General features: G+C 69.6%; 26 protein-coding genes and 1 pseudogene. 11 read left to right on the top strand and 16 right to left on the bottom strand.

All coding sequences use genetic code 11. From position 1 onward, the window contains the following. The first annotated feature begins 76 nt into the window (after positions 1 to 76). From ABD209_RS07830 to ABD209_RS07820, 3 genes are read left to right on the top strand one after another with little or no spacing between them, the layout of a single operon-like run. Positions 77 to 1,453 carry a nicotinate phosphoribosyltransferase gene (locus tag ABD209_RS07830; RefSeq protein ID WP_344064439.1) on the top strand — a complete coding sequence of 459 codons (1,377 nt, stop codon included), beginning with the start codon at positions 77 to 79 and terminating at the stop codon, positions 1,451 to 1,453. 2 nt (positions 1,454 to 1,455) lie between these two features. Continuing rightward, positions 1,456 to 2,037 (top strand): isochorismatase family protein, encoded by a 582-nt coding sequence (locus tag ABD209_RS07825; RefSeq protein WP_324386703.1) that lies wholly within the window; start codon positions 1,456 to 1,458, stop codon positions 2,035 to 2,037. Beyond that, entirely contained in the window at positions 2,034 to 2,792 is a 759-nt protein-coding gene (locus ABD209_RS07820; protein WP_344064436.1) for an NUDIX hydrolase, read from the top strand. Before ABD209_RS07825 ends, ABD209_RS07820 begins: the two co-directional genes overlap by 4 nt. 7 nt (positions 2,793 to 2,799) lie before the next feature. Here ABD209_RS07820 and ABD209_RS07815 read toward each other — a convergent pair whose 3' ends face one another. Then, positions 2,800 to 3,174, bottom strand: a complete 375-nt coding sequence (locus tag ABD209_RS07815; RefSeq protein ID WP_344064433.1) for a VOC family protein — start codon at positions 3,172 to 3,174, stop codon at positions 2,800 to 2,802. Positions 3,175 to 3,213: 39 nt separating this feature from the next. Next, positions 3,214 to 4,656 carry a MocR-like transcription factor YczR gene (gene yczR / locus ABD209_RS07810; protein ID WP_344064430.1) on the bottom strand — a complete coding sequence of 481 codons (1,443 nt, stop codon included), beginning with the start codon at positions 4,654 to 4,656 and terminating at the stop codon, positions 3,214 to 3,216. 60 nt (positions 4,657 to 4,716) lie between these two features. On the opposite strand from yczR, the gene yczE reads away from it, so the two are divergent. Beyond that, complete coding sequence (yczE, locus tag ABD209_RS07805; RefSeq protein WP_344064427.1) at positions 4,717 to 5,418, top strand: membrane protein YczE; 702 nt, start codon at positions 4,717 to 4,719, stop codon at positions 5,416 to 5,418. 83 nt (positions 5,419 to 5,501) lie between these two features. Then, a complete protein-coding gene (locus tag ABD209_RS07800; protein ID WP_344064424.1) occupies positions 5,502 to 5,708 on the top strand; it encodes a CsbD family protein in 207 nt (68 codons plus the stop codon). 66 nt (positions 5,709 to 5,774) lie between these two features. Here the strand turns inward: ABD209_RS07800 and ABD209_RS07795 are convergent, their stop codons facing one another. The 5 genes and pseudogenes from ABD209_RS07795 to ABD209_RS07775 form a co-directional block, all read right to left on the bottom strand. Then, positions 5,775 to 7,922, bottom strand: a complete 2,148-nt coding sequence (locus ABD209_RS07795; protein ID WP_344064421.1) for a RecQ family ATP-dependent DNA helicase — start codon at positions 7,920 to 7,922, stop codon at positions 5,775 to 5,777. Between the two features lie 153 nt (positions 7,923 to 8,075). Further along, the gene (locus tag ABD209_RS07790; protein WP_344064454.1) at positions 8,076 to 8,801 is read right to left on the bottom strand and encodes a 5-oxoprolinase subunit C family protein; all 726 of its coding nucleotides are present in this window, start codon (positions 8,799 to 8,801) and stop codon (positions 8,076 to 8,078) included. A 217-nt stretch (positions 8,802 to 9,018) separates the two neighbouring features. Further along, entirely contained in the window at positions 9,019 to 9,186 is a 168-nt protein-coding gene (locus ABD209_RS07785) for a carboxyltransferase domain-containing protein (protein WP_344064451.1), read from the bottom strand. Positions 9,187 to 9,195: 9 nt separating this feature from the next. Then, positions 9,196 to 9,817 (bottom strand): annotated as a pseudogene (locus tag ABD209_RS07780) (LamB/YcsF family protein); the annotation flags it as partial. Between the two features lie 15 nt (positions 9,818 to 9,832). Next, positions 9,833 to 10,408: a hypothetical protein gene (locus tag ABD209_RS07775; protein WP_344064418.1), complete on the bottom strand. Its 576-nt coding sequence runs from the start codon at positions 10,406 to 10,408 to the stop codon at positions 9,833 to 9,835. Between the two features lie 99 nt (positions 10,409 to 10,507). Between ABD209_RS07775 and miaB the strand changes: the two genes are divergently transcribed. Next, positions 10,508 to 12,025 (top strand): tRNA (N6-isopentenyl adenosine(37)-C2)-methylthiotransferase MiaB, encoded by a 1,518-nt coding sequence (gene miaB / locus ABD209_RS07770; protein WP_344064415.1) that lies wholly within the window; start codon positions 10,508 to 10,510, stop codon positions 12,023 to 12,025. 8 nt (positions 12,026 to 12,033) lie between these two features. Here the strand turns inward: miaB and ABD209_RS07765 are convergent, their stop codons facing one another. Next, on the bottom strand, positions 12,034 to 12,357 hold the full coding sequence (locus ABD209_RS07765) for a hypothetical protein (protein ID WP_344064412.1): 324 nt from the start codon (positions 12,355 to 12,357) through the stop codon (positions 12,034 to 12,036). Positions 12,358 to 12,545: 188 nt separating this feature from the next. Then, a complete protein-coding gene (locus ABD209_RS07760) occupies positions 12,546 to 12,734 on the bottom strand; it encodes an antitoxin (protein ID WP_324387302.1) in 189 nt (62 codons plus the stop codon). Positions 12,735 to 12,879: 145 nt separating this feature from the next. Here ABD209_RS07760 and def point away from each other — a divergent pair, with 145 nt between their 5' ends. The 3 genes from def (at position 12,880) to dapF (ending at position 15,334) form a co-directional block, all read left to right on the top strand. Beyond that, entirely contained in the window at positions 12,880 to 13,452 is a 573-nt protein-coding gene (def, locus tag ABD209_RS07755) for a peptide deformylase (protein WP_324387303.1), read from the top strand. Further along, positions 13,442 to 14,359: a tRNA (adenosine(37)-N6)-dimethylallyltransferase MiaA gene (miaA, locus tag ABD209_RS07750; RefSeq protein ID WP_344064407.1), complete on the top strand. Its 918-nt coding sequence runs from the start codon at positions 13,442 to 13,444 to the stop codon at positions 14,357 to 14,359. Before def ends, miaA begins: the two co-directional genes overlap by 11 nt. A gap of 108 nt (positions 14,360 to 14,467) precedes the next feature. Continuing rightward, positions 14,468 to 15,334, top strand: a complete 867-nt coding sequence (gene dapF / locus ABD209_RS07745; protein WP_324387305.1) for a diaminopimelate epimerase — start codon at positions 14,468 to 14,470, stop codon at positions 15,332 to 15,334. Here the strand turns inward: dapF and ABD209_RS07740 are convergent. Beyond that, positions 15,318 to 15,923 (bottom strand): class I SAM-dependent methyltransferase, encoded by a 606-nt coding sequence (locus ABD209_RS07740; RefSeq protein WP_344064404.1) that lies wholly within the window; start codon positions 15,921 to 15,923, stop codon positions 15,318 to 15,320. The genes dapF and ABD209_RS07740 overlap by 17 nt on opposite strands. Then, positions 15,923 to 17,449 (bottom strand): glycerol kinase GlpK, encoded by a 1,527-nt coding sequence (gene glpK / locus ABD209_RS07735; protein WP_344064401.1) that lies wholly within the window; start codon positions 17,447 to 17,449, stop codon positions 15,923 to 15,925. The genes ABD209_RS07740 and glpK overlap by 1 nt, the downstream gene beginning before the upstream one ends. A gap of 95 nt (positions 17,450 to 17,544) precedes the next feature. Between glpK and ABD209_RS07730 the strand changes: the two genes are divergently transcribed. Both ABD209_RS07730 and hflX read left to right on the top strand, forming a co-directional pair. Beyond that, complete coding sequence (locus ABD209_RS07730; RefSeq protein WP_344064398.1) at positions 17,545 to 19,257, top strand: glycerol-3-phosphate dehydrogenase/oxidase; 1,713 nt, start codon at positions 17,545 to 17,547, stop codon at positions 19,255 to 19,257. Positions 19,258 to 19,330: 73 nt separating this feature from the next. Continuing rightward, positions 19,331 to 20,833 (top strand): GTPase HflX, encoded by a 1,503-nt coding sequence (gene hflX / locus ABD209_RS07725; RefSeq protein ID WP_344064395.1) that lies wholly within the window; start codon positions 19,331 to 19,333, stop codon positions 20,831 to 20,833. Positions 20,834 to 20,929: 96 nt separating this feature from the next. Here hflX and ABD209_RS07720 read toward each other — a convergent pair whose 3' ends face one another. Genes ABD209_RS07720 through ABD209_RS07700 form a run of 5 tightly spaced genes read right to left on the bottom strand, consistent with a single transcriptional unit; the run spans position 20,930 to position 25,813 of the window. Then, positions 20,930 to 22,024: a VWA domain-containing protein gene (locus ABD209_RS07720; RefSeq protein WP_344064392.1), complete on the bottom strand. Its 1,095-nt coding sequence runs from the start codon at positions 22,022 to 22,024 to the stop codon at positions 20,930 to 20,932. Continuing rightward, complete coding sequence (locus ABD209_RS07715; protein WP_344064389.1) at positions 22,021 to 23,010, bottom strand: VWA domain-containing protein; 990 nt, start codon at positions 23,008 to 23,010, stop codon at positions 22,021 to 22,023. Before ABD209_RS07715 ends, ABD209_RS07720 begins: the two co-directional genes overlap by 4 nt. Continuing rightward, a complete protein-coding gene (locus tag ABD209_RS07710; protein WP_344064386.1) occupies positions 23,007 to 23,897 on the bottom strand; it encodes a DUF58 domain-containing protein in 891 nt (296 codons plus the stop codon). The genes ABD209_RS07715 and ABD209_RS07710 overlap by 4 nt, the downstream gene beginning before the upstream one ends. After that, complete coding sequence (locus tag ABD209_RS07705; RefSeq protein WP_344064383.1) at positions 23,879 to 24,895, bottom strand: AAA family ATPase; 1,017 nt, start codon at positions 24,893 to 24,895, stop codon at positions 23,879 to 23,881. Before ABD209_RS07705 ends, ABD209_RS07710 begins: the two co-directional genes overlap by 19 nt. 18 nt (positions 24,896 to 24,913) lie before the next feature. Further along, entirely contained in the window at positions 24,914 to 25,813 is a 900-nt protein-coding gene (locus tag ABD209_RS07700) for a S1C family serine protease (protein WP_344064380.1), read from the bottom strand. Between the last annotated feature and the right edge of the window lie 99 nt (positions 25,814 to 25,912).

Here is a 25,912-nt window from a genome sequence, read left to right as displayed (position 1 = left end):
GGGGCGGGCCTTGGGGTGGGCCCGGGATGGGCGGGCCGTCCTTCCCCACGGCGGGGGAAGTCCTGTTATAGTCAAAATGACTGTAATGCCGCAGAGAGGGGGATCCGTAGTGGATGCAACTGAATCGACGGTCCCGAGCGGGCCTTCATCAAGGGCCGTGGGTGGCACGTGGCACGCGCCGAGCCCGGGGATGCTCACCGACCGCTACGAGTTGACGATGTACTCCTCCTTCGTCGAGGACGGCAGCGTCGACGATCACAGCGTTTTCGAAGCCTTTGCCCGTCGTCTGCCGCCGGGCCGGCGTTATGGCCTGCTTGCCGGGCTTGGCAGACTGATTCCGCTGATCGCCGACTTCGGGTTCGACGAGGACGAGATCGGCTATCTCTTGCAGGTCGGCGCGATCACGCCCAAGGCGGCCGACCGGCTGGCGGACTTCCGGTTCAGTGGCGACCTGACGGCCTATCCGGAGGGCGAGATCTACGTTCCCGGGAGCCCCGTGCTCACCGCGGAGGGCCCGCTGGGTGAATGTCTGCTCCTCGAGACACTCGTGCTCTCGGTGCTCAATCACGACACGGCCGTCGCCAGCGCTGCCGCCCGCATGGTCACGGCCGCGGGCGACCGACCGATCATCGAGATGGGCAGTCGGCGAACGCACGAGATGTCGGCCATCGCGGCGACCCGCGCGGCCTATCTGGCCGGCTTCGGGAGTACGAGCAATCTCGCCGGTGGCCACCTTTACGACATTCCGACCGTGGGCACGGTGGCCCACGCCTTCATCCTCTCTCACGAGAGCGAGCGCGCAGCCTTCGCCAGCCAGGTGGCCGCCCTGGGCGTCGGCACCACCTTGCTCGTCGACACCTATGACATCGAGCAGGGCATCCGGACGGCGGTGGAGGTAGCCGGGTCGGGGCTGGGCGCGATCCGCATCGACTCCGGCGATCTCGACATCGAGTCGCGCCGTGCCAGAGCGTTGCTCGACGAACTCGGCGCCACCGGCACCCGCATCGTCGTCACCAGTGACCTTGACGAGTACGTGATCACCGCCCTCGGCGCGGCACCGATCGACGGGTTCGGCGTGGGCACGCGCGTTGTCACCGGATCGGGGCATCCCACCGCGGGGATGGTCTACAAACTCGTGGCCGTGGCCGACCGCCCCGGAGCCGATGCACCCCTTCGCCCGGTGGCGAAGAAGGCGAGCGGCAAGGGATCCGCGGGCGGGCGGAAAACGGCATACCGGCGAGGAGACGGGAGCGAAGGCTTCACTCTCGACGGCACCGTTCCCCCGGACGCCCGGCCCCTGCAAGTGCCCGTGATCCGGGGCGGCGAGATCGTCCACAACCCGGCGCTCGACGAGATCCGCGGGTATGCCCGGGCGGTCGTCGAGGCCTTGCCGGCGAGCGCCCGGGATGTCGCCGACGGGACGCCTTTCACCACTGCAACCGAGGAGGACTAGGCATGAGCACCACAGCACTTCTGGTCGTCGACGTCCAGAACGATTTCGTCGAAGGCGGATCGCTGGCCGTCACCGGTGGGCGCGCCGTCGCCGCTGCGATCGTCGACCACATCGATCGGTATGCCGGCGACTACCGCCTCATCGTCGGCTCCCGAGATTGGCACACACCAGGATCGGACAATGGGGGCCATTTCGCACTGACCGGCGCGCCCGACTACGCGGGCACCTGGCCGGTGCACTGCGTCGCCGGCACAGCGGGTGCCGAGTTCGCCGAGGCGGGCCTGGCGGATCGGCTGACCCATCAGGTGCGCAAAGGGATGGGCGAGCCGGCCTACTCGATGTTCGAAGGGCGCGCCGACGCCGACGGCGATGGCTTGGCCGAACTTCTTGCTGCGCAAGGGATTCGAGCCGTGGACGTGGTCGGGATCGCGACCGACTACTGCGTTCGCGCCACGGCGCTCGACGCACGCCGGGCCGGCTTCGAGACACGGGTGATCCTTCCGCTGACGGCGGGGGTGGCGCCGCAGTCCTGTGCTGCGGCGCTCGATGAGCTGGCCGCGGCTGGCGTGGAGGTGCTCCGATGAGCGCGGCGAAGCGGTCCGGTGAGAGCTATCCGCCGTTCGCGGTGACCGTGGATCTCGCCGTGTTCACCATCCACGAGGGAACCCTGGCCGTGCTGCTCGTCCAACGTGGGGATGACCCCTTCGCAGGGCACTGGGCCCTGCCGGGTGGCTTCGTCGGAATCGCCGAGGACGCCGCAAGCGCGGCGTGGCGGGAACTTGCCGAAGAGACTGGCCTGGAACGCTTTTCGGGACACCTCGAGCAATTGGCCACCTACTCGGCGCCAGATCGTGACCCGCGGATGCGAGTCGTTTCCGTTGCGCACGTCGCCTTCGCGCCGGGCCTGGCTCGCAGCGGCCCGACGGCCGGTTCGGACGCGGCAGCGGCGCGATGGTGGCCGGTCGAGGACCTGGGGCTGGATGCGGATGCCCCGGGGGAGGGGAGCGTCGACCTCGCCTTCGACCACGCCGACATCCTGCGCGATGCCCTGGAGCGCGTGCGATCGAAGATCGAATACACCACGCTCGCAGCACAGTTCGCCGACGAGCCGTTCACCTTGGCCGACCTGCGCCGCGTGTATGCCGCTGTCTGGGGGGCCGCACCGGACCTCGGCAACTTCCGTCGCAAGGTGCTCTCGACCCCTGGCTTCGTGGTGGCGACCGAGGGCCGGGACGAGGGTGACGGTCGCCTCGGGCGACCGGCGTTGCTCTATCGGCGCGGTCCGGCGACGACCTTGCAGCCGGCGATGCTGCGCCCGGACGGGCCGCCCGCCGGCTGACTCGGGGCTAGGGCACGTCCTCGATGAACTCCAACCGGTTGCCGAAGGGGTCGTCGGTGTGGAAGCGCTTGGTGCCCGGGACTTCCTGACTCCACCGGACCTCGGCCCCGGCCTCGGTCAGGCGCGCGGCCAGCGCATCGAGGTCGGTGGCCAAGAGTGCGGGGTGCGCCTTACGGGCCGGCACGAAGGGCTCTTCGATCCCCATGTGCATCTCGAGGTCGCCGAGCCGGAACCAACACCCGCCTCGCACGGCCAGCATCGGCGGCTTGGGCACTTCGATGAAACCCAGCGCGTCCACCCAAAAGGACCGGCTGGCCTGCTCGCCGCCCGGCGGGATGGCGAGTTGGACATGCTGCAGACGGGTGATCCGGAAGGACGTCATGGCGCCAGCGTGCCAGGTCCGGGCGGCCGGTGCGGGCGATCAGGCGACGAAGCCGTGGGCGGCGGCGGTCGTGATCCCGGCGACCCCGTGGGCGCGGACATGATCGACGGCCGCGCCGAGACGTTCGACCGCGGTCGCCATCACGTCGGGGTCGGCGACATAGGGGATCCGGACGTGATGCTCGAAGCCGCCGGAGGGGGCGAAGCGGGGTCCAGCAGCGATTTGCAGGCCGAAGCGCTCGGCGGCGAGAGCGACCGCACCGGCGCTGATCTCGCCGAGGTCGACCCACAGATTGAGGCCACCGCGCGGCACCACGAAGCGCGCGTCGGGAAGCCGCTCGCGCAGTGCGGCGCTCGTCGCATCGCGGGCCGCGCGAAGCTCGGCGAGCCGGCCGATCGGCATACCGCCGTGGGTCCGCAGCAGGTGGGTCAGGACGAGTTGCTCGAGGATCGGCGCACCGAGATCGAGGGTCGCCCGCGCGTCGAGCAACCGCCCGGCGAGCGCGCCCGGCACGCGGATCCAGCCGATCCGCAGGCCGCCCCAAAAGGTCTTGGCCGCACTGCCGAGCGCGATCGCGTCCGGGGCCAACACGCCGAAAGGTCGCACGGCCGGGCCGCCGTCGAGGTCGACCTCTGCCACCGTCTCGTCGATGAGCGGGATGGTGCCGCTGCGCCGCAGTGCCCGGGCGAGTCGTTCGCGGTCGCTGTCGTCGAGCAGGGCGCCGGTCGGATTGTGAAAGTCGGGGATCAGGTATGCCGCCCGCGCGCCCCCGGCGCGCAGCACCCGTTCCGTCTCGTCGAGATCCGGCCCCGTCGCATCCACGGGGATCGTCAGGGTGCGAGTCCCGCTGCGGCCCAAGGCTTCCAGCGCGTTGGGATAGGTCGGACTCTCGACGATGACCCGGTCGCCCGGGGTGAGGAGGGCGCGCGAGACGATGGCCAGGCCGGCGACTGCGCCGGAGGTGACGAGGATCTGGTCGGGGCTCGTCGGCAGGCCGCGCTGCCGGTAGCGGTCGGCGATCGCGGTACGCAGATCGAGCAGGCCGACCGGGGCGTAGCCGTTGTCGCTGAGATAGCCGGGGAGTTCGGCGAGGGCCGCGGCAAATGCGTCGAGAATCCCCTCCGGCGCCCTCGTGGCGGCGCAGGTCAGGTCGATGGCGTCGGGATCCAGCCGGATCGCCGGCGTGAGCACTCGACCAGCTGACGCGGATTTGCTCGGTACGCGCGCGATCGAGCCCGACCCACGACGCGCGGCGAGGTAACCGCGCTCGGCCAGCACGGCATACGCGTTGGTGACGGTCGTGCGAGAGCAGCCGAGTGCCGCGGTCAACTCGCGCTCGCTGGGCAGGCGGGTGCCGGAGGGGATGCGGCCGTCGGCGAGCAGCGCCATGATCGCCCCGGCGAGCGACCGATAGGCGGGGCGAGCCAGGGCGTCTTCGCCGAGGAGGCGTCCGAGCCGCACGGCGGAGATGGACGGCGTCATGAGGCCACTCTTGCATGATTGGCTATGTAAAACCAGACCACTTGGGGGAAGGCTGTAGGCATGTCACCACTTGCGCTGGCCCGCCGCGGCCTGGCCCGCCGGGCGGACCTGCATCCGATGACCCCGCTGGAGCAGATCCGCGCTGGGAAGACGGCCCACCGGCTGAGTCAGCTGGTGATCGGTCTGGTGCTCTACGGCGTCTCGATGGCAATGATGCTGCGCAGCGGCCTCGGTCTCGATCCGTGGGATGTCTTCCATCAGGGCGTGGAAGAGCACTGGGGGGTCAGCTTCGGCACGGTCGTGATCGTTACAAGTTTTGTGGTGTTGCTCCTGTGGATACCGCTTCGGCAGTGGCCGGGGCTGGGGACGGTGCTCAATTCCGTGCTGATCGGGCTCGCGACCGACGCGACGCTGCGCGTGCTGGACGCGCCAGACAACCTGGGCGCTCGATGGGGGCTCCTCCTCGGCGGCATCGTGGCCAATGCCATCGCGGGTGGCCTCTACATCGGCAGCCAGTACGGGCCCGGGCCGCGCGACGGGCTGATGACGGGCCTGCACCGGCGCACCGGGGTTTCGTTGCGCCTGGTCCGCACCTCGATCGAGGTGTCGGTGCTCGTCGTCGGCTGGCTGCTCGGCGGTGTCGTCGGCCTTGGCACTGTGCTGTATGCCGTCCTCATCGGCCCCTTGGTGCAGGTCTTTCTGCCGATGTTCACGGTGCGACTGCCGGCCCCGGCCGCGGAATCGGCGACCGTCCGGCGCTGAAGATCGCCCGGGTCCTTAGCCCCCTAGAGAGCCGATCCTTTGGCACGGTGGAACCACTGATCAACCGAACAAAGGAGAAACCCATGGGTATCGGCGACAAGATCAGCAATGCCACCAAAGAGGCCGTCGGCAAGGTCAAGGAGAAGGTCGGTGACGCCACGGACAACGAGCGTCTGCAGGCCGAGGGTTTGACCGAGCAGGCCGAGGCCAACGTCAAGCAGGCTGCCGAGCGTGCCGAGGACGCCGTCGACGACGCGCGCGACGCGGCCAAGGACGCCTTCGGTTCCTGAGCGTCATCACCGGGTCGGGCCCCGCCCGGGGATCTGGGCGGGGCCCGACCCGTGCACGGGCGGCGGTCAGCCGTCGATCGCTAGCGCCAGGGGGAGCACGGCTGGGGCCCCGGCGCGCCGCAAGGCTCGCGCCGCCTCGGTGACCGTCCACCGGGAACTCACAAAGTCGTCTACGAGCAGGATCGGGCCGGGAATGCCGGCCAAGGCGTCGGCCAATGCCAGACCGACGGCCAGGCGCTCCCACACATTCGCCAGCCGGAAGGCGGAATTGCCGCCCGGCTCACCGGCTGGACCACCATCAATCACGTCGAGGGTGCCCAGATAGCGCAGCCGACCGATCTCGGCGATGCCCTGCGCGAGCGAGGTCACCAGCGCCGGCCGGGCGCGCGACGGAATGGCCACGACGGCCACCGGTCGCTGTGCCCAGCCCCATTCCGTGAGCACCTGAACCACCCCGGACAGCACCTCTGGGGGCACCGGCCCGTCCCGTTGCAGGAGCGGGCGCAAGCGTTGGCCCCACCCCAGGTCCGACAAGCGAGCGAGCACTCGCCCGTCCTCCGCCTGCTCCTGCGCCGCGATCTTGCCCCGGACCGGGACCCCGAGCCGGTCCATCCCGGTCGGCCACATCGCGCGCGGCTCGATCACGGTGCCGACTCGGGCCAACTGCTCGCGGGCGGCCCCGATTACCCGATCGGGGATCTCCGTTGGATACCAGGGGCCGGCGCAGTTGTCGCAGCGTCCGCAGTCGGCTGCGGAGTCGTCATCGAGCGCGTGCTGGAGGTACGCCATCCGGCAGGCCGCGCCGCGTTCATACGCGAGCATCTGCTCCTGCTCGGCCTGTCGCTGCTGGGCGACCCACGCGTACCGCTCGCCGTCATAGGTCCACGGCGCACCCGTAGCGATCCAGCCGCCGCTGACCCGGTTGACCGCCCCGTCGACATCGAGCACCTTCAGCAGCAACTCCAGTCGGGTGCGCCGGATGTCGACGATCGTCTCGATGGCCGCGGTCGACAGGGGGCGTCCGGCCTGCGCCAAGGCGGCTAGCACCGCTGACGCCTGCTCCTCGCGCGGCATCGACACCGAGGCGAAATAGCGCCAAATGTCCTGATCCTCCGGCCCCGGGAGCAGCAGGACATCGGCCCGCTCGGTGGCCCGCCCGGCCCGCCCGACCTGTTGGTAGTAGGCCACGGGCGACGATGGTGCGCCGACGTGCACGACGAAGCCGAGGTCGGGCTTGTCGAAGCCCATGCCGAGTGCCGAGGTCGCGACGAGGGCCTTGATCTCGTTGGCGCGCAAGGCATTCTCGAGGCGTTCGCGGTCCCCTGGGTCGGTGCGACCGGTGTAGGCCGCCACCCGATGACCGGCCCGCGCGAGGGCGTCGGCCATATCCTCGGCACCGCTGACGGTCAGCGCATACACGATGCCGCTCCCCGGCAGGTCGCCAAGATGCGCGAGCAGCCAGCCCAGCCGCTGCTCCGGCGACATCGAGCGCAGCACGCCGAGCCGCAGCGAGTCCCGGGCCAGGCCGCCCCGGATCGTCGTGACCGGCGCGCCCCCCGCGGACAACTGCACTTCGACATCGGCGACGACCCGCGCATTCGCCGTCGCGGTCGTCGCGAGGACGGGCGTGTCGGCCGGGAGACCGTCGAGCAGGTCCTTGATCCGGCGATAGTCCGGTCGGAAATCGTGCCCCCAGTCACTGATGCAGTGCGCCTCGTCAACGACCAACAACCCGCAGCGGCGCGCCAGGTCGGGCAGTTGCTCCTCGCGGAAGCGCGGGTTGTTCAGGCGCTCGGGCGAGACGAGCAGCACGTCGACGTCGTCGGCCGCCAGCGCATCGCGCACCTGATCCCAGTCGGTGGCATTCGCCGAGTTCATCGTCACCGCCCGGATCCCGGCGCGTTCGGCTGCGCCGATCTGGTCACGCATCAGCGCCAGGAGCGGCGAGATGATCACCGTCGGTCCGGCTCCGGCCGCCCGCCGCAGGGCCGTCGCGACGAAGTAGACGGCCGACTTGCCCCACCCGGTGCGTTGCACGACGAGCACCCGGGCCCGCCGCTCCACCAGCGCCTCGATCGCCTCGAACTGCCCGTCTCGGAAGTCGGCGTCGGCGCGGCCGACGAGGCGGCGCAGGTCAGCTTCGGCCCGTTCGCGCAGCGACGGTGCCCCGGCCGGTGGTGCCGGCGGGCCGGTTGTGGAACTGGGTCGCGTCATACCGATGACCGTATGCCGTGCCGCCGACAGCCGGTCATCCGTCGTCCACAGGTCAGCCCGCGATCGGGGTGACGTGTTGGGTCCCCGCGAAGTATTGGAGGAGCGGAGCGGGGGAAACTTCGTGGAGTGACGTCGGCCCGCGATCCGGGGTCGTCAGGGCAGACTGAGCCGTACCTCATCGCCCGGACGCAACTGGGCGGCCCGGTCCGCAGCGACTGACGACACGACGGCTACGACCGGATAGCCGCCTGTCGCCGGACGGTCGGCGAGGAACAGGATCTGCTGCCCCGACGGCGGCACCTGGATCGCCCCGCGGACCACGCCTTCGCTAGCCAACTCGGCTCCGGGTGACTGCCAGCGCAGGTCCTCGCCGGCCAACCGCACGCCCGTCCGGTCCAGGCGATCCGTCACGCGCCACGGCATCGCGCGCAGGCGGCGCCGCGCCTCGTCGGTGAGCCAGTCGGCCCGCGGCCCCCACGTCGCCGCCAACTCCACGTGGTTGCCGAGCGGCGCCACCGCCACGTGCCCAACGACCGGCACGTATGCCGTGTCCTCACCCACCTCCAGCACGTCACCCGCCGCCAGTGGCGGCGGTCCCACACGCGCGAGCGCGTGCCGGGAAACGGATCCGAGTACGGGGTCGCCGGCCCAGCCGCCGCGGACGGCGAGATAGCTTCGGAGGCCGGCACTCGGCATACGGCAATCGAGGCGAACTCCCTGGGGCCAGAAGACCACCGCATTCCGATCGACCGCCCGCCCGGCCAACTCCACCGGCCCTTCGGCTCCGGTCACGGCGATCAGCGGATTCGCCTGCACGACGGCGGCGAAGCCTCCCAAGGTGACCTCGATTGCGGCGCAGCCGGGGGGATTGCCGACCAGCCGGTTGGCCAGCCGCCAGGCGCCTCGGTCGGCCGCGCCGCTCTGAGAGAGCCCGACCCGCGCCAGCCCGGCTGGCCGGCGTCCTGCAGGGACGCGAACGGTCCCGGGTCGAGCACGAGCAGACCGGGCGGCATACCGGCAACGCTACGGCGCTCAGTGATGGGTTAGGGCGTCCGGGCCGCCGAGGCGTTGCGCGATCCAGACGGGCAAGTCGAGGTCAGCAGCCCTGGTCGACGAAGCGCACGCGCATTCCGGGGCTGAGCAGCGCGGGTGGGTCCCAGTCCTCGTTCCAGAGCGTCTCGTCCGTGCGGCCGATGAGTTGCCAGCCGCCGGCCGCGACGGCGCCGGGGGAGTCGCCGTGGACGCACAGGCTCTCGACCGGCACATGCACGTCGCGCCCGTCGACAGCCCGCACGACCCGCTCGCGAGCCATCCGCGCCGCGCGCTCCGGGATGGCGGCGGCGTCCACAAGAGCCCCTGGTTCCCCGCGCGGCACCAGCCGGCCATCGGGCGTATAACCCCGATCAACGAACCCCTCGCCGATCGTCCGCAGCCCGGCCGCGGCTCCGAGCGACAGCAGCCGCGACCCCGGCAGGCCGAGCAGATCGAGCTCCCGGTCGTATGCCGTGACTGACGCACCACGGCGCTCGCCTGACGCTCGTGGTGGACGACCGCGTTATAGAGCGCCCCGTGCGGCTTGACATAGGCCACCCGGGAGCCGGCCGCCCGGGCAAAGGCGTCCAGCGCCCCGATCTGATAGAGCGCGTCGGCCCGCAGATCGTCCGGGTCGACGTCGATAAAGCGCCGCCCGAAGCCCGGTAGGCGACCTGTGCCCCGATCGCCACGCCCCGCTCCGCGGCCAGCCGGCAGACGCGCTCCAGCGTACGCGGGTCGCCGGCGTGAAAGCCACAGGCGACATTTGCGATGGTCACGACCGCCAGCAGGCCCGCGTCGTCGGTTAGCGACCACCGCCCAAAACCTTCCCCCAAGGCCGCGTTGAGATCGATCGTCGTCATGCGCTCATTGTCGGCTCAGGGCTCGCCGTGGTCCATGGTCACCGCTGCGATCTCGCCACCGTGGTCGACGAAGAGGTCGACGCTGAACCAGGAGATGCACGAGTCGGTCATCCCGTCGCGCGGCTGGATCGTGACCCGAGCGAGCCCGGCCACCTCCGGCGCCCGGAAGGTCTGCCGGTTGTTGCAATGCGGATAGTCGCCGATGCCGATGGTGAACGGATCGATTTCGGTATGGATGCCCGCGAACTGCCGCAGCGTCGCCGTCGCGTCGAAGGGCCCCACCATGGCGGCGAACTCCTCACGGTCGATCCGCCAGCTCGCCTTGTCGGCCAACTTCGCGCGCGGCACGGTCTTGTCGATGGCATCCCGCAGCCCAAGTTGAACTTCGGGCGCGAAGGGCACGCCCGCCAGGAGTGCGGGGCTCGGTTCGAGAGCGAAGGCGACGAATGTCCGGCCCAGTCGCTGGGCCTCGGCCGTGCCGATCGTTGCCACCGAACTCGACGGCGACTCGCTCGCGCTCACCGACGCACCCGGATCGCCCACTGAACCACAGGCGCCGGTGAGGGCGATCGCGGCGGCGAGGAGCGTCATACGGGCGGGAAGGCGGCAAATGCGCATACCCGGCACACGCCCGGTGCGAGCTTTCGGTTGACGGCCGCACCCGAAAACCCCCGTACCCTGGTCGGTGCCATGACCAAGCTGTATGACGTGCGCACCCACGGGTGCCAGATGAACGTCCACGACTCCGAGCGCCTCGCCGGGTTGCTGGAGACTGCGGGCTACACCGATATCGAGAGCCTCCCGGCCGAGCAGCGGCCCGAGGTGGCGGATGTCGTCGTCTTCAACACCTGCGCGGTGCGCGAGAACGCCGACAACAAGCTCTACGGCAACCTCGGCACGCTGCGACAGGCCAAGCTCAAGCACCCTGACCTGCAGATCGCCGTCGGCGGCTGCCTCGCGCAGAAGGACCGCGGCACCATCGTCGAACGGGCACCGTGGGTGGATGTCGTCTTCGGGACGCACAACATCGGTTCGCTTCCCGCGCTGCTCGACCGCGCTCGCCACAACAAGCGCGCGGAGGTCGAGATCCTCGAATCCCTCGAGACCTTCCCGTCCACGCTGCCCACTCGCCGCGACAGCGCGTATGCCGGCTGGGTCTCGATCTCGGTCGGCTGCAACAACACGTGCACCTTTTGCATCGTCCCGAGCCTGCGCGGGAAAGAGCAGGACCGGAGGCCGGGAGAGATCCTCGCCGAGATCGAGGCGCTCGTCGCCCAAGGCGTCATCGAGATCACCCTGCTCGGCCAGAACGTCAACACCTATGGCGTGGAGTTCGGCGACCGGGGCGCCTTCGCCAAGCTGCTGCGCGCGTGCGGCGACATCGACGGGCTGGAGCGGGTGCGCTTCACCAGCCCGCACCCGGCGGCCTTCACCGATGATGTCATCGCGGCGATGGCGCAGACACCGAATGTCATGCCGCAACTGCATATGCCGCTGCAGTCCGGCTCCGACCGGGTCCTGAAGGCGATGCGCCGCTCCTACCGCAGCGATCGCTTCCTCGGCATCCTGGACTCAGTGCGCGCCCAGATCCCTGATGCCGCGATCACCACCGACATCATCGTCGGCTTCCCGGGCGAGGCCGAGGCCGATTTCGAGGAGACCCTGCGCATCGTCCGCGCGGCCCGGTTCTCCTCTGCCTTTACCTTCCAGTACTCCATCCGTCCCGGCACGCCCGCCGCGACCTTGCCCGACCAACTGCCGAAAGCCGTTGTGCAAGAGCGCTTCGACCGCCTGATCGCCGTGCAGGAGGAAGTCTCCTGGGCCGAGAACCGGCGGCTCGAAGGTCGCGAGGTCGAGGTCCTTGTCGCGCCGGGTGAGGGCCGCAAGGACGCAGCGACCTCGCGCATGTCCGGCCGCGCGCGCGACAACCGGCTCGTCCACTTCGCCGTGCCCGACGGCGCCGAGCGCGCCCGCCCCGGCGACCTGGTCACCGTCGCCGTCACCTATGGCGCCCCGCACCACCTGATCGCGGATGCCGCGCTCGCCGGCGGGCCGTATGCCGTGCGCCGCACCCCCGGCGGCGACGCCTGGGCCGCCCTCAACGCCGGCGAACGCCGTGGAGCCCCGAGCGTCAAGCCACCGGTGTCACTCGGTATGCCGTCGCTCGGGGCCCCGTCCCGCGTCACCCAGCAGGGGTGCTCGGTTTAACCCTCGTCTCAAGCGAAGCGCGGGTCCTCGCCGGTCGGATTGCCCTCGTCCTCCAGCCCTCGGTTGTTGTCCGCGGAGGCAACGTCGTCACGGGTGTCGTCCCATTCCGGCGTCGGCCGGTCCAGGTCGTCCATGGCGCCACTGTCCCGGTCGGTGAGGTCGTCGACCCGGTCACGCACCGCGTCGCCTGCATCGTCTGCCTTCTCCTTGGTGGCATCCCACGCGTCGTCAGCGGCGTCACCGGCATCCCGGGCAGCGTCGCCGACGGCATCCTTCGCGTCGCCGAAGGCGTCCTTGCCGTCGTCCGCGAGGTCGTCGACTTTGTCTTTCATGTCATCCAGCATGCCCATCGGCTCACTCTTCGGTGTCGGTCCTGGGCGCCATTGCCCAGGTCACGAGTAGACCAACCACATGCTGCCGGTGGGGGATTGGCGCCCGGGCAACTGCTCCGGGCCACGAAAATTGTCGTGGGCGCCGCGAACTGATTCAGTCCGCGACGCCCACGCAAGGGTCTGGAGGTCTACTCGCCGATCATGTCGTCGGCCTTCTGGCCGGCGGCGTCGATCTGGTCGCCGTACTTGCCACCCGTCGCACCGTCCGCAGCCTCACTGGCCTTCGCGATGCCCTGGTCGCTCAGTTCTTCGACCTTGTCCTCATGACCATGAACGAGGTCTTCGACCTTGCCCTTGATGTCATCAAACATGCCCATAAGCGTCCTCCTTGTCTCGGGGAGCAGCGCCGGTTGACGCTTCGGTAACGAACACTACTCCGCAGCCTGAAAATGTGCTGGGGCCGGACTGTGACGCGGCTGCGAATGTCCGGGACGGCTGCCGGCATACGAGAGAATGTCGCGTATGCCCGTCCGTCCCATCGTGATCACCGGCGAACCGGTGCTCCACAAACGCGCCCTCCTGGTCACCGATTTCGGCGCCGATCTGCAGACCCTGATCGACGACATGTTCGAGACCCAGACGGCATCCCATGGTGTCGGTCTCGCCGCGCCGCAGATCGGCGTGAGCCTGCGCATCTTCACCTGGCACCTGGACAACGAGGACGGTGTGCCACCGCTCGGTGTCATCGTCAACCCGTATGTCCGTGCCACCCGTCCCGCGGACGGCAAGCCCGATCCCGACAACGAGTCCGAGGGGTGCTTGTCGGTGCCGGGTCTGCATTACGCGCTGCGCCGGGGCGAGCGCGCCGAGGTGACCGGATTCGACCGGGAGGGAAACGAGATCGCTTTCACGGCGACCGGGTGGTTCGCGCGGTGCATGCAGCACGAGTACGACCACCTCAACGGCTTCCTCTATGTCGACCGGCTTGATGACAAGCTGCAGAAGAAGGCCCGCAAGACCATCCGCGAAAAGGGTTGGGGCGCACCGGGACAGACCTGGATGCCCGGTGTGGACGAGGATCCGTTTGGCCACTGAGCCCACGCCGATCGTCGCGGTGGTGGGGGCGACAGCGACCGGCAAATCAGCCCTGGCTCTCGAGCTCGCCGAGCGGCTGGGCGGCGAGATCGTCAACGCAGACGCGATGCAGCTGTATCGCGGCATGGACATCGGGACGGCCAAACTGCCGATGGGGGAGCGCCGCGGCATACGGCACTATCAGCTGGACGTGCTGGACGTGCGCGATGAGGCGAGTGTCGCGGTCTACCAACGGGATTCGCGGGTAGATCTGGACGCGATCGCGGCGCGGAGGCTCGTGCCGGTGCTCGTGGGCGGATCGGGGCTCTATGTGCGGGCCGCGCTCGATGCGCTGGATATCCCGCCGACCGCCCCGGCCGTGCGGGCCCGTTGGGAGGCGTATGCCGCGGAGCGCGGAGTTGCGGCCGCTCACCAGCGCTTGGCGAAGGTGGATCCGATTGCCGCGCAGCACATTCTGCCGACGAACGCACGGCGGGTCGTCCGGGCGCTCGAGGTCAACGAACTCACCGGTGCGCCCTTCACCGCCGCGCTGCCCGAGCGGGTGTATCGCCGCGCCACGATGGTGATCGGGCTCCGGCTCGACCGCACGGTGCTCGATGAGCGGATCGGCCGGCGCACCGAGCAGATGTGGGCCGACGGGCTGGTCGACGAGGTGGCCGGCTTGGTGGGCGAGGGTTTGCGCGCGGGCCGCACGGCGCGGACAGCAATCGGCTACAGCCAGGCCCTGGCTCAACTCGACGGCGAGCTGACCGCGGCAGAGGCGATTGCCGCGACCACTATGGCGACGCGGCGCTTCGTGCGCCGCCAGGAAAGTTGGTTCCGCCCCGATGCCCGGATCACCTGGCTCGATGCGAGCACCCCCGACCTGCTCGACCAGGCACTGGCCGTCGTCGCGGCCGCAAACTAGCCCCGGCTCTGCCGCCTCGGCGTTTCCGGGACCAGCGGTGCCAGCGCGCCACCTCGCCGGCTCCCCGAGGCGTCTAGGTCGCGTTCGTGGGTAAGGGACAATGGACGTATGCCTGCGAGCGTGCGGTTCACCAAGGGTCACGGCACCCGCAACGATTTCGTCCTGCTCGATGACCGAGAGGGCACCTTCGCCCTGACCGCCCAACTAGCCGCCAAGCTCGCCGACCGGCGCTCGGGCATCGGCGGCGACGGTGTCATCCGGGTGGCACCGACCCGGCTCGCGACCGACCCCGACGTGCGCGCCCAGGCCGATCGGGCCGAATGGTTCATGGACTACCGCAATGCCGACGGCAGCATCGCCGAGATGTGTGGCAACGGCGTGCGCGTCTTCGCCGCGTATCTGCGCCGCGAGGGCCTCGCCCCTGAGAGCGGCTTCGGCGTCGCGACCCGTTCGGGCGTCAAGCAGATCACCTTCGACGGCGAGACCGTCGTCGTCGACATGGGAGCCTGGCGGCTGACCGACCCCGAGCATGCAGCCGACGGTATGGACTCTCTTGTCCACCTCGAGGGCCACGAGCCCTTCTCCGCTCTGCGCCTTGACCTGGGCAACCCCCACACCGTTGCTGCCGTGCCGCCCACGGTGCAGCTCGACGCGCTCAACCTGACCGAGGCGCCCGACGTCAAACCCCCTGCGCCGCAAGGCACCAACGTCGAATTCGTCCAACCGCTCGCCCGTGGCCATGTGCGCATGCGGGTGCACGAGCGCGGCGTCGGCGAGACCGAATCCTGTGGCACGGGCGTCTGCGCGGCCGCGATCGCCACCCACCTGTGGGCCGGCGGCGACGATCAGGACGGCACCTGGCTGGTCGACGTGCCCGGCGGCCGCCTGCGCGTGCGCCTCCTTCCGGACAACCACGTCGAACTCGCCGGCCCCGCGGTCCTCGTCGCCGACGGCACCATCACTCTCGAGGGCTGACCCGCAGGACGCGAAAGCCCTTCTCGGTGGCGTAGCGATCCACGGCATACGCCGGGAAGGTCTCGGCGAGCCAGCGCTGCAGCGAGTCCGCTCCCAGTTGCTTCGCCACCACCAGGTATGCCGTGCCCCCCTCGCGCAACCGCGGCAGCCAGGTGCGCAGCAGGTCGTGCAATGCGGCCTTGCCGATGCGGATGGGTGGGTTGGACCAGATCAGGTCGAAGCGTACTTCGTCGGGCACCGACGAGGCCGTCCCCGCGCGCACGCCGGAGAGGCCGAGCCCAAGAGCGTTGCGCCGCAACAGATCCAGTGCGCGCTCGTTGACGTCCACGGCCCATACCTGCGCCTCCGGGGCGAGCAGGGCCAGCGTCAACGCCAGCGGCCCCCAGCCGCAGCCCAGGTCCAAGAACTCCCCGGCCGCCGGCGGTTTCGGCGCCTCACGCAACAGCACCGCCGTCCCGCGGTCGATGCCGTCGGGGCTGAAGATCCCTGACGCCACTGCCACCTCGCGCTCGGCGCCCGCCAACTCGACGGTGATCCGCCGCTGCTTCTCCGCGGTCGCCGGCTCGGCCGAAAAGTAGTGCTCTGTCATCACTGCTCGACGTCGTCGTCGACCCAGTTCAGGGTCCGCTCGACGGCCTTCGCCCACCCGCGCAGCAGCCGATCGCGATCAGCAGTCGCCATCCGCGGCGACCACCGCTTCGACTCCTGCCAGTTCGCCAGGATGTCATCGGTACTCGACCAGTAGCCCACCGCCAGCCCAGCCGCGTAGGCCGCGCCCAGCGCCGTCGTCTCGGTCACCACCGGCCGGATCACCTCGACACCGAGCAGGTCGGCCTGGAACTGCATGAGCGTGTCATTGGCCGTCATGCCGCCATCGACCTTCAGCTCGGTCAAGTCGACGCCGGAGTCGGCGTTCATCGCCTGCAAGACGTCATAGGTCTGAAATGCCGTGGACTCCAAGGCCGCTCGCGCGATGTGGCCCTTGTCCACGAAGCGTGTCAGGCCCACGATCGCTCCGCGGGCATCGGGGCGCCAGTAGGGCGCGAACAACCCGGAGAAGGCCGGCACGAAGTAGGCACCGCCGTTGTCGGCGACGCCCAGCGCCAAAGTCTCGACCTCGGGCGCTGACCCGATGATGCCGAGGTTGTCACGAAGCCATTGGACCAACGACCCGGTGACCGCGATCGAGCCCTCCAGCGCATAGACCGCCGGCTCGTCGCCGAGCCGGTAGCAGACCGTCGTGAGCAGCCCGTTACGGGATGGGACGATCTCGGTGCCGGTGTTCAGCAGCATGAAATTGCCTGTGCCATAAGTGTTCTTGGCCATTCCGCGCGTGAGGCAGCTCTGCCCGAAGGTCGCCGCCTGCTGATCGCCGAGGATGCCGGCGACCGGCACATCAGCCAGCAGCCCCGAACCCGGCTGACACACTCCGTAGACCTCGCTCGAGCTGCGGATCTCGGGCAGCATCGCCATCGGCAGCCCGATGGCCGCGCACAGGTCCGAATCCCATTGCAGCGTCTCGAGATCCATCAGCAGCGTCCGGCTCGCGTTGGTGACATCAGTGATGTGCAGACCACCGTCCACGCCGCCGGTGAGATTCCAGATCAGCCACGTGTCCATGGTGCCGAAGAGCAACTCGCCGGCTTCGGCCCGCTCCCGCGCCCCCTCGACCGAATCGAGCAGCCAGCGTGCCTTGGGCCCGGCGAAATAGGTGGCGAGGGGCAGGCCGGTGCGGGCGGCATGCCGGTTCGGTCCCTCGTCGCCGGCGAGCTCCTGCACCAGCCGTCCGGTCCGGGTGTCCTGCCAGACAATGGCGTTCGCGATCGGCTGCCCAGTGGCGCGGTCCCAGACGATTGTCGTCTCGCGTTGATTGGTGATCCCGACCGCCGCGACCGAACCGCGGTTGACATTGGCCTTGCCCAGCACGCCGCCGACGACCTCGCGCGTGTTGTCCCAGATCTCGATGCCGTCGTGTTCGACCCACCCGGCGCGGGGCAGGATCTGCCGGTGCTCGCGCTGGTCGACGGCGACTATCGTCCCGGCCGCGTCGAAGAGGATCGCCCGCGTGCTCGTCGTCCCCTGGTCGATCGCCAGGACGTATGTGCGCTTGCTCACCGGACACTCCTTCTCAACCTCAGCACGCCGGCTGTCACGGTAATCACGTCGGCCACCGTTCGTGGGCACCCTAGCCCGCTGGGGACAATGGCCGTATGACGACCCCACCCCGTCTCGATCCCGGCTACCGGGCCAAGGCCTGGCGCCGCCTGGGCGAACGTGAGTTCGACGTCCTGGTCATCGGCGGCGGCATCACTGGCGCCGGTGCTGCCCTGGACGCAGCGACCCGCGGCCTCTCGGTCGCTCTGGTGGAGCAGCGCGACCTCGCGTCGGGCACGTCGTCACGGTCGAGCAAGCTCATGCACGGCGGCTTGCGCTATCTGGAGAAGATGGACTTCGGGCTGGTCCGCGAGGCCCTGAAGGAACGCGAACTCGCGCTGACCCGCCTGGCGCCCCACCTGGTCAAGCCGGTGCCCTTCCTCTATCCCCTGACCCACCGCATGTGGGAGCGGCCCTATGTCACGGCTGGGTTGACGCTCTACGACAATATGGGCGGCGCTCGCTCGGTGCCGGGCCACCGGCAACTGACCCGCAACGGCGCCCAACGGCTGGTGCCCGCGCTGCGCAAGGACGGGCATACGGGCGCCTTGCTGTACTACGACGCGCAGATGGACGACGCGCGACACACGCTGACCGTCGCGCGCACGGCCGCGGCCTACGGCGCGATCGTGATGACGTCGACGCGGGTGACGGAGTTGGACCGGGCCGGCGAGCGCATCGTCGGTGCTGAGGTCGAGGACCTCGAGACCGGCAACCGCACCGGCGTCAGGGCCAGTGTCGTCATCAACTGCACCGGCGTGTGGACCGACGACATCCAGACCCTCGCGGGTGGCCGCGGCCGCTTCAATGTGCGGGCGTCGAAGGGCGTGCACATCGTCGTCGCGCGCGACCGGATCAACTCCGAGGTCGGGCTGATCCTGCGCACGCCGAGCTCAGTGCTCTTCGTGATCCCGTGGGGCACGCACTGGATCATCGGCACCACTGACACCGACTGGAACCTCGACCTCGCGCACCCTGCGGCTAGCAAGGCAGACATTGATTACCTTCTCGCGCATGTGAATTCGGCGCTCACCAACCCGATCACCCATGACGACATCCAGGGTGTCTATGCCGGTCTGCGGCCGTTGTTGTCGGGCGAGGACGAGCAAACCTCGCAGCTTTCCCGCGAGCACGCGGTGGCGCGCCCACAGCCGGGCCTGATCTCGATCGCGGGCGGCAAATACACGACCTATCGGGTCATGGCGGCCGACGCCATCGACGCGGCACGCGAAGATTTGGGCCCCGGTGTCGCGGACAGCGTCACCGAACACATCCCGCTGCTCGGCGCCGACGGCTACCCCGCGCTGATGAACCAGCTCGATCGCCTCTCACGCAAACACGACCTGCCCGTATGGCGGCTGACGCACCTCCTTGGTCGCTACGGCTCGCTCGTGCACGAGCTTTTCGACCTGCTCGCGGCCGACCCATCACTTGCTGAGCCGCTGCCGGGGGCAGAGGAATACCTCAAGGTCGAGATCGTCTACGGCGCGACCAATGAGGGCGCCTTGCACTTGGACGACCTGCTCGCCCGTCGCACGCGCATCTCGATCGAGACACCGAGTCGTGGCGTGGATTCGGCGCAGGCGGCGGCCGACCTCGTGGCGCCGGTCCTGGGCTGGGACGCGGGCCGGGTCGCCCGCGAGGTCGACCTCTATCGCGGCCGGGTCGAGGCGGAACGCGAGAGCCAGCAGGCCCCGGACGATCAGGAGGCCAACGCCGAGCGAACCTCCGCCCGCGACGCCCGGATCTGGGCCGACGCCGACGGCTGAGCAGCGCCTGACGAGGATTGGTCCGGAATCTCGGTGGCTCTTGCCTGCGTGTGCATGAGAACCTGGACGCCATATGAGTGAGGCACACAGGGATTCCCCGACCACCCCGGTCGCCGACGAGCGCGATCCTTTCGGCCGGCGGGCGAGTGCGCTGGCGAGCACGGCATACGAGGTCGATGACCGCGACGGCGATCAGTTCGATCGCGAGGAACGGACGGCGCTGCGGCGGGTTCAGGGCCTGTCGACGGAACTGCAGGACGTCACCGAAGTCGAGTACCGCCAGTTGCGGCTCGAGCGCGTTGTCCTCGCCGGGGTTTGGACCGAGGGCACGGCGGAGGACGCCGAGAACTCGCTGCGCGAGTTGGCGGCTCTCGCCGAGACGGCGGGCTCGACGGTGCTCGCGGGGCTGATGCAGCGCCGTCAGCGACCGGACCCGGGCACGTGGCTGGGCTCGGGCAAGGCCCTCGAACTGCGCGACGTCGTGATCGCCGAGGGTGCTGACACGGTGGTGTGCGACTCCGAGCTGGCGCCCTCGCAGCGGCGCGGTCTGGAGGACATCGTCAAGGTCAAGGTCATCGACCGCACCGCACTGATCCTGGATATCTTTGCCCAGCACGCCAAGTCGCGCGAGGGCAAGGCGCAGGTCGAGTTGGCCCAGTTGCAGTACCTCCTCCCGCGACTGCGCGGTTGGGGTGAGTCGATGTCCCGGCAGGCGGGTGGCCGGGTCGCGGGTGGTGAGGGTATCGGCTCGCGCGGCCCCGGCGAGACCAAGATCGAGCTTGACCGGCGCCGGATCAACTCGCGAATCGCCAAGCTGCGCAGGGAAATCCGCGAGATGAAGACGCATCGCGACACCAAGCGCCACTCGCGCAAGGCGCACGGCACGCCGAGCGTGGCCATCGCCGGCTACACCAACGCCGGCAAGTCCTCGCTGCTCAACCGGCTCACCGGGGCGGGCGTGCTCGTCGAGAACCAGCTCTTCGCCACCCTGGACACCACCGTACGACGCGCGCAGACATCCGATGGCCGTGAGTTCACCCTGACCGACACCGTCGGTTTCGTGCGGCAGTTGCCCCACGAGTTGATCGACGCCTTCCGTTCGACCCTGGAGGAGGTCGCCGACGCCGACCTGCTGCTGCATGTGGTCGACGGGTCGCATCCCGATCCGGAGGGCCAGATCAGCGCCGTGCGAGCGGTGCTCGCCGATGTCGATGCCGCGGATGTCAAAGAGATCATCGTCGTCAACAAGGCCGATATCGCCGACCCCGAGGTGATCGACCGGATCCTGCGGCACGAGAAGCACGCCATCGCCGTCTCCGCCCACACCGGTGCCGGGATCGAGGAACTCATCGTGCTGGTTGCAGATGAATTGCCGCGCCCGCGGATCGCGGTCGACGCCCTCGTGCCGTATGACCGCGGTGACCTGCTCTCGCGCATCCACGAGTCCGGCGAGTTGCTGGGCAGCGATCACACTGCCGACGGCACCCGGCTCCAGGCCTATGTCAACGCCGACCTGGCCGCCGAGCTAGCCCGCTTTGCCGTGCCCGCCGGGCAGGAGCTACCGATCGGCCGCTGAACCGGCCTTTCGACGGGGCTGAACCGGCCTTTCGACGGGCGGTTCCGGTATTCGATGACGGCCAGGTGCCACCAGGTCCGCAGCGGCGTAAGCAGTTCACGGGAAGGTGCGCTGGCGGGCGGCGATGGCCGCGCCGAGCAGCAGGAGCAGCGCCCCCAAGGCGGCGAAGGCGGGAGCCAACTCCACGCGCTGGGTGGTCAGGATCAGATCCTTGGGCACCGAGCTGAGCACCGAGGACAACTGCTTGCCCGTCGTTGCCGGGGCATAGGACGCGCCGGTCGCCATGGCCACGGCCTCCAGCGTCGGCTCGTCGACGACCAGGAACTGCGCGGCGTTGCCCCGACCATAAGGGCCGCCCTCGGCGAAGGCATCGGCGCCGAGCTGGTCGGCGGTGCACGCCATGTGCGTCGGATTGGTGGTGCCGAAACCGATGGGATACACGCGGACGCCCCGGTCGGCGGCGATCGCGGCCGCAGCGAGGGGGAGGACGCCCCGGGTGTTGGCGCCGTCGGTGAGCAGGACGACGACATCGGCAACCGGCTCGGTGGTGGGCGGCTCGACGTTCTTCGGGACGGGCGCGGGGAAGGGCACATTGTCATCTGGCGGCGGCTCGGGAGCCTCGTCGGGGCCAACCGGTTTGACGGCGGGGTTGATGCTCGCGATGGCATCGACCGACTTCAGGATGGCCGCCCCGATCGCCGTGCCTCGCCCGGTGGCGAGTCCGTCGACGCTGGTGAGCAACTGGTCACGGTCGGTGGTCGGCGGAGTGACCAGCTCGGCATACCCGGCGAAGGCGATCAAGCCGATGCGGGTGCTGGGGTCCTGCGCCTTGATGAAGTCGCGCAGGGCGCTCTTGGCGGCGACCAGGCGATTGGGTTCGATATCCACCGAGCACATCGAGCGCGAGACATCAAGGGCCACGATGATCGAGGTGCGGTTGGTGGGCACCTGCATGGTCGCCGTGGGCCGCGCGGCTCCGACCGCGAGCGCGGCCAGGCCGAGGAGCATGGCGGCGATCGGCAGGTGCCTGGTCCACCGGCGCTTCCTCGCGCCGACCGCGGCACGGACGAGCGCAACGTTGGAGTACTGGATCGCGGCCGGCCGGCGCCGGCGCTGCGCCCAGAGATAGAGGGCGAGGAGGACCGGCACGGCGACGAGCGCGGTGAGGGCGAGTGGCCAGCCGAATCTCATGCCGCGATCACTCGCCCAGTGCGAACGATCGAGACGATCATCGCGGTGGCCGCCGCCAGGATGGCGAGCAGGGCGAAGTAGGGCGCCAGCCCGGTCACCTCACGCACGCTCGTCCACTTCAGATCGATCGACGAGTAGACGGCGCTGAGGGCGTCGCTGTCGACCGCTGAGTAGTAGCGGCCGTTCGCCGCATCGGCGATGGCCTGGAGAGCGGCCGAATCGAGGGCGGTTTGCTGGGTCACGCCGTCCACGGTGACGCTCGCTCCTTCCGGGCTGCCCAGACCGACGCTGTCGATGCGGACCCCCGCCACCGACGCCAGACGCGCCATCGCCAGCGGGTCGAGTTGGGCGTCGCTCTGGCCGTCCGAGAGCAGGATGATCGCCGACGCGCCGAAATAGCCGATGTCGATGCTGTCGGGGTCGTTCTTGAGGCGCTTGTCATCGACATTGAGCTTGCCGCCGGAAATGGCCTGCAGCGAGGCGTAGATGCCTTGTCCGAGCGAAGTGCCACCGTGGCTGGTGAGCCGGTTGATCGCCGCGTCGACCTCGAGCGGGTCGTCGGTCGGCTGCTGGGTGATCAAGGCGGTGTCGCTGAAGGCGACGACCCCGATCTTGATCGTGGCGGGTTGTTTGGCGACAAAGGCCTTGGCGGCGACCTTGGCCGCCGCCAATCGGTTCGGCGCAAGATCCTCGGCCTGCATGCTGTTGGAGACGTCGAAAGCGAGGATCACGGTGCCTTCGCGGCGCGGGGTCTCCAGCGTGGCTCTCGGCCCGGCCGCGCCGATGATGAGCAAGGTCAGCGCGCCGAGCAACAGGCTCGGCGCGACGTGCTGCCACCGGGACACCGAGCGGGTGACCGGGACGAGCCCCGTCCGGCGCAGCGCCTCCTGATCGCGCGCGGCCCGGCCCAGCGCGCGGCGGTAGGCGATCACCAGCAGCGGCAAAGCGAGCAGCGCGGCCAGCGCCCACGGCACGGAGAAGGTCATCGCCGGCTCATTTTCCGCTGGTGCGCCATCCGTAGGAACGCACCCAGCAGGTCCTCGTCAGTGCGAATCGTTTGCAGCGTCAACCCCGTGCGCCGGATCGTCGCCGTCAGCGCGTCGTTCTGCTCCTCGGCAAGCGCGGCCATCCGGGACCGGAAGCCCGCGTCGCCAGTGTCGACGACCACTTGGTCGCCGGTTTCGTTGTCCTGCAGGACGATCACCCCGACATCGGGCAGGGAATGCTCGAGCGGATCGACGATCTGGATAGCCATGACATCGTGGCGTTGCGCGAGCTGGCGCAGGGGCTTCTCCCACCCGGGCGGGCTGATGAAGTCGGAGATGACCACGACCAGGCTGCGCTGCCGAATGGTGGCCACCGCCGCACGCAGCAGCCCGGCAAGCTCGGTCGTGGCCTGCGATCGGGGCTCGCGTCGACCTAGCTCATGGATCAGGCGCAACACCTGCGTGCGGCCACTGCGGGGCGGAATGGTTGCCACCGGACCGTCGTCGAAGAGAACCGCGCCGAGTTTGTTGCCACCGCGGCCGAGCAGTTGGGCGAAGCAGGCGACGAGGTCGACGACGATCGCGTCCTTGCCACGGCCGGTCGGCCCGAAGCGCATCGACGCCGAACGGTCCAGCAACAACCAGGCGGTCAGGTCGCGGTCCTCGGAATAGTCACGGACATACGGCGTGTCCATGCGCGCGGTGGTGTTCCAGTCGATCCGGCGCAGGTCGTCGCCGGGGACGTACTCACGCATTTCGCGGAAGTCGATGCCCTCGCCGCGGAAGAGGGTCGCGAAATCGCCCTGCAGCGCCCCGTCGAGGGGGCGCAGCACGGTCCATTCGACGCGGCGCAGGACGGCGCCCGCGCTCAGGTCGATGGCTGCCACTGGATCGACTCCGCGGCGCGGGGGCGGCCCTCGACGTCGGGCAGGGGGACCGCCGCAAGGATCGCGCGGACGATGTCGTCGGGGTCGACATTGTCGGCCAGCGCCTCGTAGGAGAGCACCAAGCGGTGTCGCAGGATGTCGAGGGCGAGGTCGCGGGCATCCTCGGGCAGCGCATAGTCGCGACCGCGCAGGAAGGCCAGGGCCCGTGCCGCGAGCACCATATTGATGGACGCGCGCGGGCTAGCGCCGAAGGTGATCAAGCGCCCGAGATCCGGCAGGCCGAGCAGCCCCGGCTCGCGGGTGGCGCCGGCGACCCGAACGGCATACTGAATGATTCCGGGGTCGACATAGACCGCATCGGCAGCCTTCTGCAGGCGCAATAGGTGCTCCGGGTCGAGCACGGCCTGGGTCTTCTCGCCCAATCCGAGCATCCGCTCGACGACCACGAACTCCTCTGCGGGAGAGGGGTATCCGACCTTGACCTTGAGCATGAAGCGGTCAACCTGGGCTTCAGGCAGGGGATAGGTGCCCTCGGACTCGATCGGATTCTGGGTGGCCATCACCAGGAAGGGCGCCGGCGCCGGGAAGGTCTCGCGGCCGATGGTCACCTGACGCTCCTGCATGACCTCAAGGAGCGCGCTTTGCACCTTGGCGGGAGCCCGGTTGATCTCGTCGGCGAGGACGAGATTAGCGAAGACCGGGCCGAGCGCTACCTGGAACTGACCGGATTGCTGGTTGTAGATGCGGGTGCCGACGAGGTCAGCGGGCACGAGGTCAGGGGTGAACTGGATGCGCTTGAAGTTGCCGCCGATCGCCTCGGCAAGGGCTTTGATCGCCAGCGTCTTGGCCAGCCCGGGGACGCCCTCGACGAGCAGGTGTCCGCGGGCCAGCAAGGCGACGATCATCTTTTGCAGCAGCTCGTCCTGGCCGACGATCGTCTTCTTGACCTCGTAGAGCGTCTGCTCCAGGGGGCGGGCGGTGGGGGCGGGTTCAGTCATCGATGAATCTCCTGACGGTCACATCGGGGCGGCGCGGACGGCCCCACCGGCGGCGGCGATCGGCACGGCGAAGCCGATGCCGACGAAGAAGGGTTGCTTGGAGGGGTTGGCGAGGGCGGTCACGACGCCGATGACATTGCCGGCCCGGTTGAGCAGCGGGCCGCCGGAGTTGCCGGGGTTGACCGCCGCGTCGAACTGGATCAGGTTCGTCAACGGGCCGCTCTCGGTCTCGATGGCGCGCCCGGTCGCCGAGATCACCCCCGCGGACAGCGAGAAGGTCAGTCCCAGCGGGTTGCCGACGGCGTAGACGTCTTGGCCGATCCCCTCGGCGCCGGCCAGCGTGGCCGGCACCACGACATCCGGTAGGCGAGCGGGTTTGAGCGTTGCCAGGTCGTTCTCCGGCTTCGCCTCGGCGACCGTCGCCGTCGTGCGTGTGCCGTCGGCGAAGCGGACCTCGATCCGGGTCGCGCCGTCGATGACGTGATTGGCCGTCAGGATCGTGCCGTCGGCGTTGGCGATGAAGCCCGCCCCGAGGCCGCGCTCCGCGCCGCCGCCCGTGGTGATCACCACCAGGGACGGCTGGATCTTGCCGTATGCCGTTGCCGCAGCGGGCGGTTGGCGCCCCGCATCCGCTATCGCCTTGCTGACCATCGGGCTCGCGGCCGCGCGGGCCTTGGCGTCGGTGTATTCGGCCGGGATGGCGAAGGTGCGCACGAGGGCGGCAACAGCGAGGACGCCCACCAGGGCGAGCGCCAGCCACGGCAGCCAGGCGCGACGCGGCAGGATGCGGCGGGCACGCGGCATACGACCATCGGGGGCGGACGCCCCGGCCGGAGCAGCGGCGGGGCTGGGCGCACCGGGGGAGCGGGTGGCGGTCTGCACCGCGCGGCCGCTGTCGGCACCCAAACGCCAATCCATGTCCGGGACTCTAAACGTCGCCACCGACAATCACCTCGCCGAGCACGTGAAGTCATAGGGAGTTCACAGGCTGCCCACGCCTGCGGCATCCGGATAACG

The sequence above is a fragment of the Nostocoides vanveenii genome, assembly GCF_039531165.1.
In the GTDB taxonomy this organism is placed as follows: domain Bacteria; phylum Actinomycetota; class Actinomycetes; order Actinomycetales; family Dermatophilaceae; genus Nostocoides_A; species Nostocoides_A vanveenii.
The sequence above is the reverse complement of the archived record's forward strand: the minus strand, read 5'-3'. Positions and strand labels throughout refer to the sequence as shown.

Coding starts and splice junctions, on each gene's coding strand:
- ABD209_RS07830 (WP_344064439.1), top strand. CDS start 77: ATGACTGTAATGCCGCAGAGAGGGGGATCCGTAGTGGATGCAACTGAA.
- ABD209_RS07825 (WP_324386703.1), top strand. CDS start 1,456: ATGAGCACCACAGCACTTCTGGTCGTCGACGTCCAGAACGATTTCGTC.
- ABD209_RS07820 (WP_344064436.1), top strand. CDS start 2,034: ATGAGCGCGGCGAAGCGGTCCGGTGAGAGCTATCCGCCGTTCGCGGTG.
- ABD209_RS07815 (WP_344064433.1), bottom strand. CDS start 3,174: ATGACGTCCTTCCGGATCACCCGTCTGCAGCATGTCCAACTCGCCATC.
- yczR (WP_344064430.1), bottom strand. CDS start 4,656: ATGACGCCGTCCATCTCCGCCGTGCGGCTCGGACGCCTCCTCGGCGAA.
- yczE (WP_344064427.1), top strand. CDS start 4,717: ATGTCACCACTTGCGCTGGCCCGCCGCGGCCTGGCCCGCCGGGCGGAC.
- ABD209_RS07800 (WP_344064424.1), top strand. CDS start 5,502: ATGGGTATCGGCGACAAGATCAGCAATGCCACCAAAGAGGCCGTCGGC.
- ABD209_RS07795 (WP_344064421.1), bottom strand. CDS start 7,922: ATGACGCGACCCAGTTCCACAACCGGCCCGCCGGCACCACCGGCCGGG.
- ABD209_RS07775 (WP_344064418.1), bottom strand. CDS start 10,408: ATGACGCTCCTCGCCGCCGCGATCGCCCTCACCGGCGCCTGTGGTTCA.
- miaB (WP_344064415.1), top strand. CDS start 10,508: ATGACCAAGCTGTATGACGTGCGCACCCACGGGTGCCAGATGAACGTC.
- ABD209_RS07765 (WP_344064412.1), bottom strand. CDS start 12,357: ATGAAAGACAAAGTCGACGACCTCGCGGACGACGGCAAGGACGCCTTC.
- ABD209_RS07760 (WP_324387302.1), bottom strand. CDS start 12,734: ATGGGCATGTTTGATGACATCAAGGGCAAGGTCGAAGACCTCGTTCAT.
- def (WP_324387303.1), top strand. CDS start 12,880: ATGCCCGTCCGTCCCATCGTGATCACCGGCGAACCGGTGCTCCACAAA.
- dapF (WP_324387305.1), top strand. CDS start 14,468: ATGCCTGCGAGCGTGCGGTTCACCAAGGGTCACGGCACCCGCAACGAT.
- ABD209_RS07740 (WP_344064404.1), bottom strand. CDS start 15,923: ATGACAGAGCACTACTTTTCGGCCGAGCCGGCGACCGCGGAGAAGCAG.
- ABD209_RS07730 (WP_344064398.1), top strand. CDS start 17,545: ATGACGACCCCACCCCGTCTCGATCCCGGCTACCGGGCCAAGGCCTGG.
- hflX (WP_344064395.1), top strand. CDS start 19,331: ATGAGTGAGGCACACAGGGATTCCCCGACCACCCCGGTCGCCGACGAG.
- ABD209_RS07720 (WP_344064392.1), bottom strand. CDS start 22,024: ATGAGATTCGGCTGGCCACTCGCCCTCACCGCGCTCGTCGCCGTGCCG.
- ABD209_RS07715 (WP_344064389.1), bottom strand. CDS start 23,010: ATGACCTTCTCCGTGCCGTGGGCGCTGGCCGCGCTGCTCGCTTTGCCG.
- ABD209_RS07705 (WP_344064383.1), bottom strand. CDS start 24,895: ATGACTGAACCCGCCCCCACCGCCCGCCCCCTGGAGCAGACGCTCTAC.
- ABD209_RS07700 (WP_344064380.1), bottom strand. CDS start 25,813: ATGGATTGGCGTTTGGGTGCCGACAGCGGCCGCGCGGTGCAGACCGCC.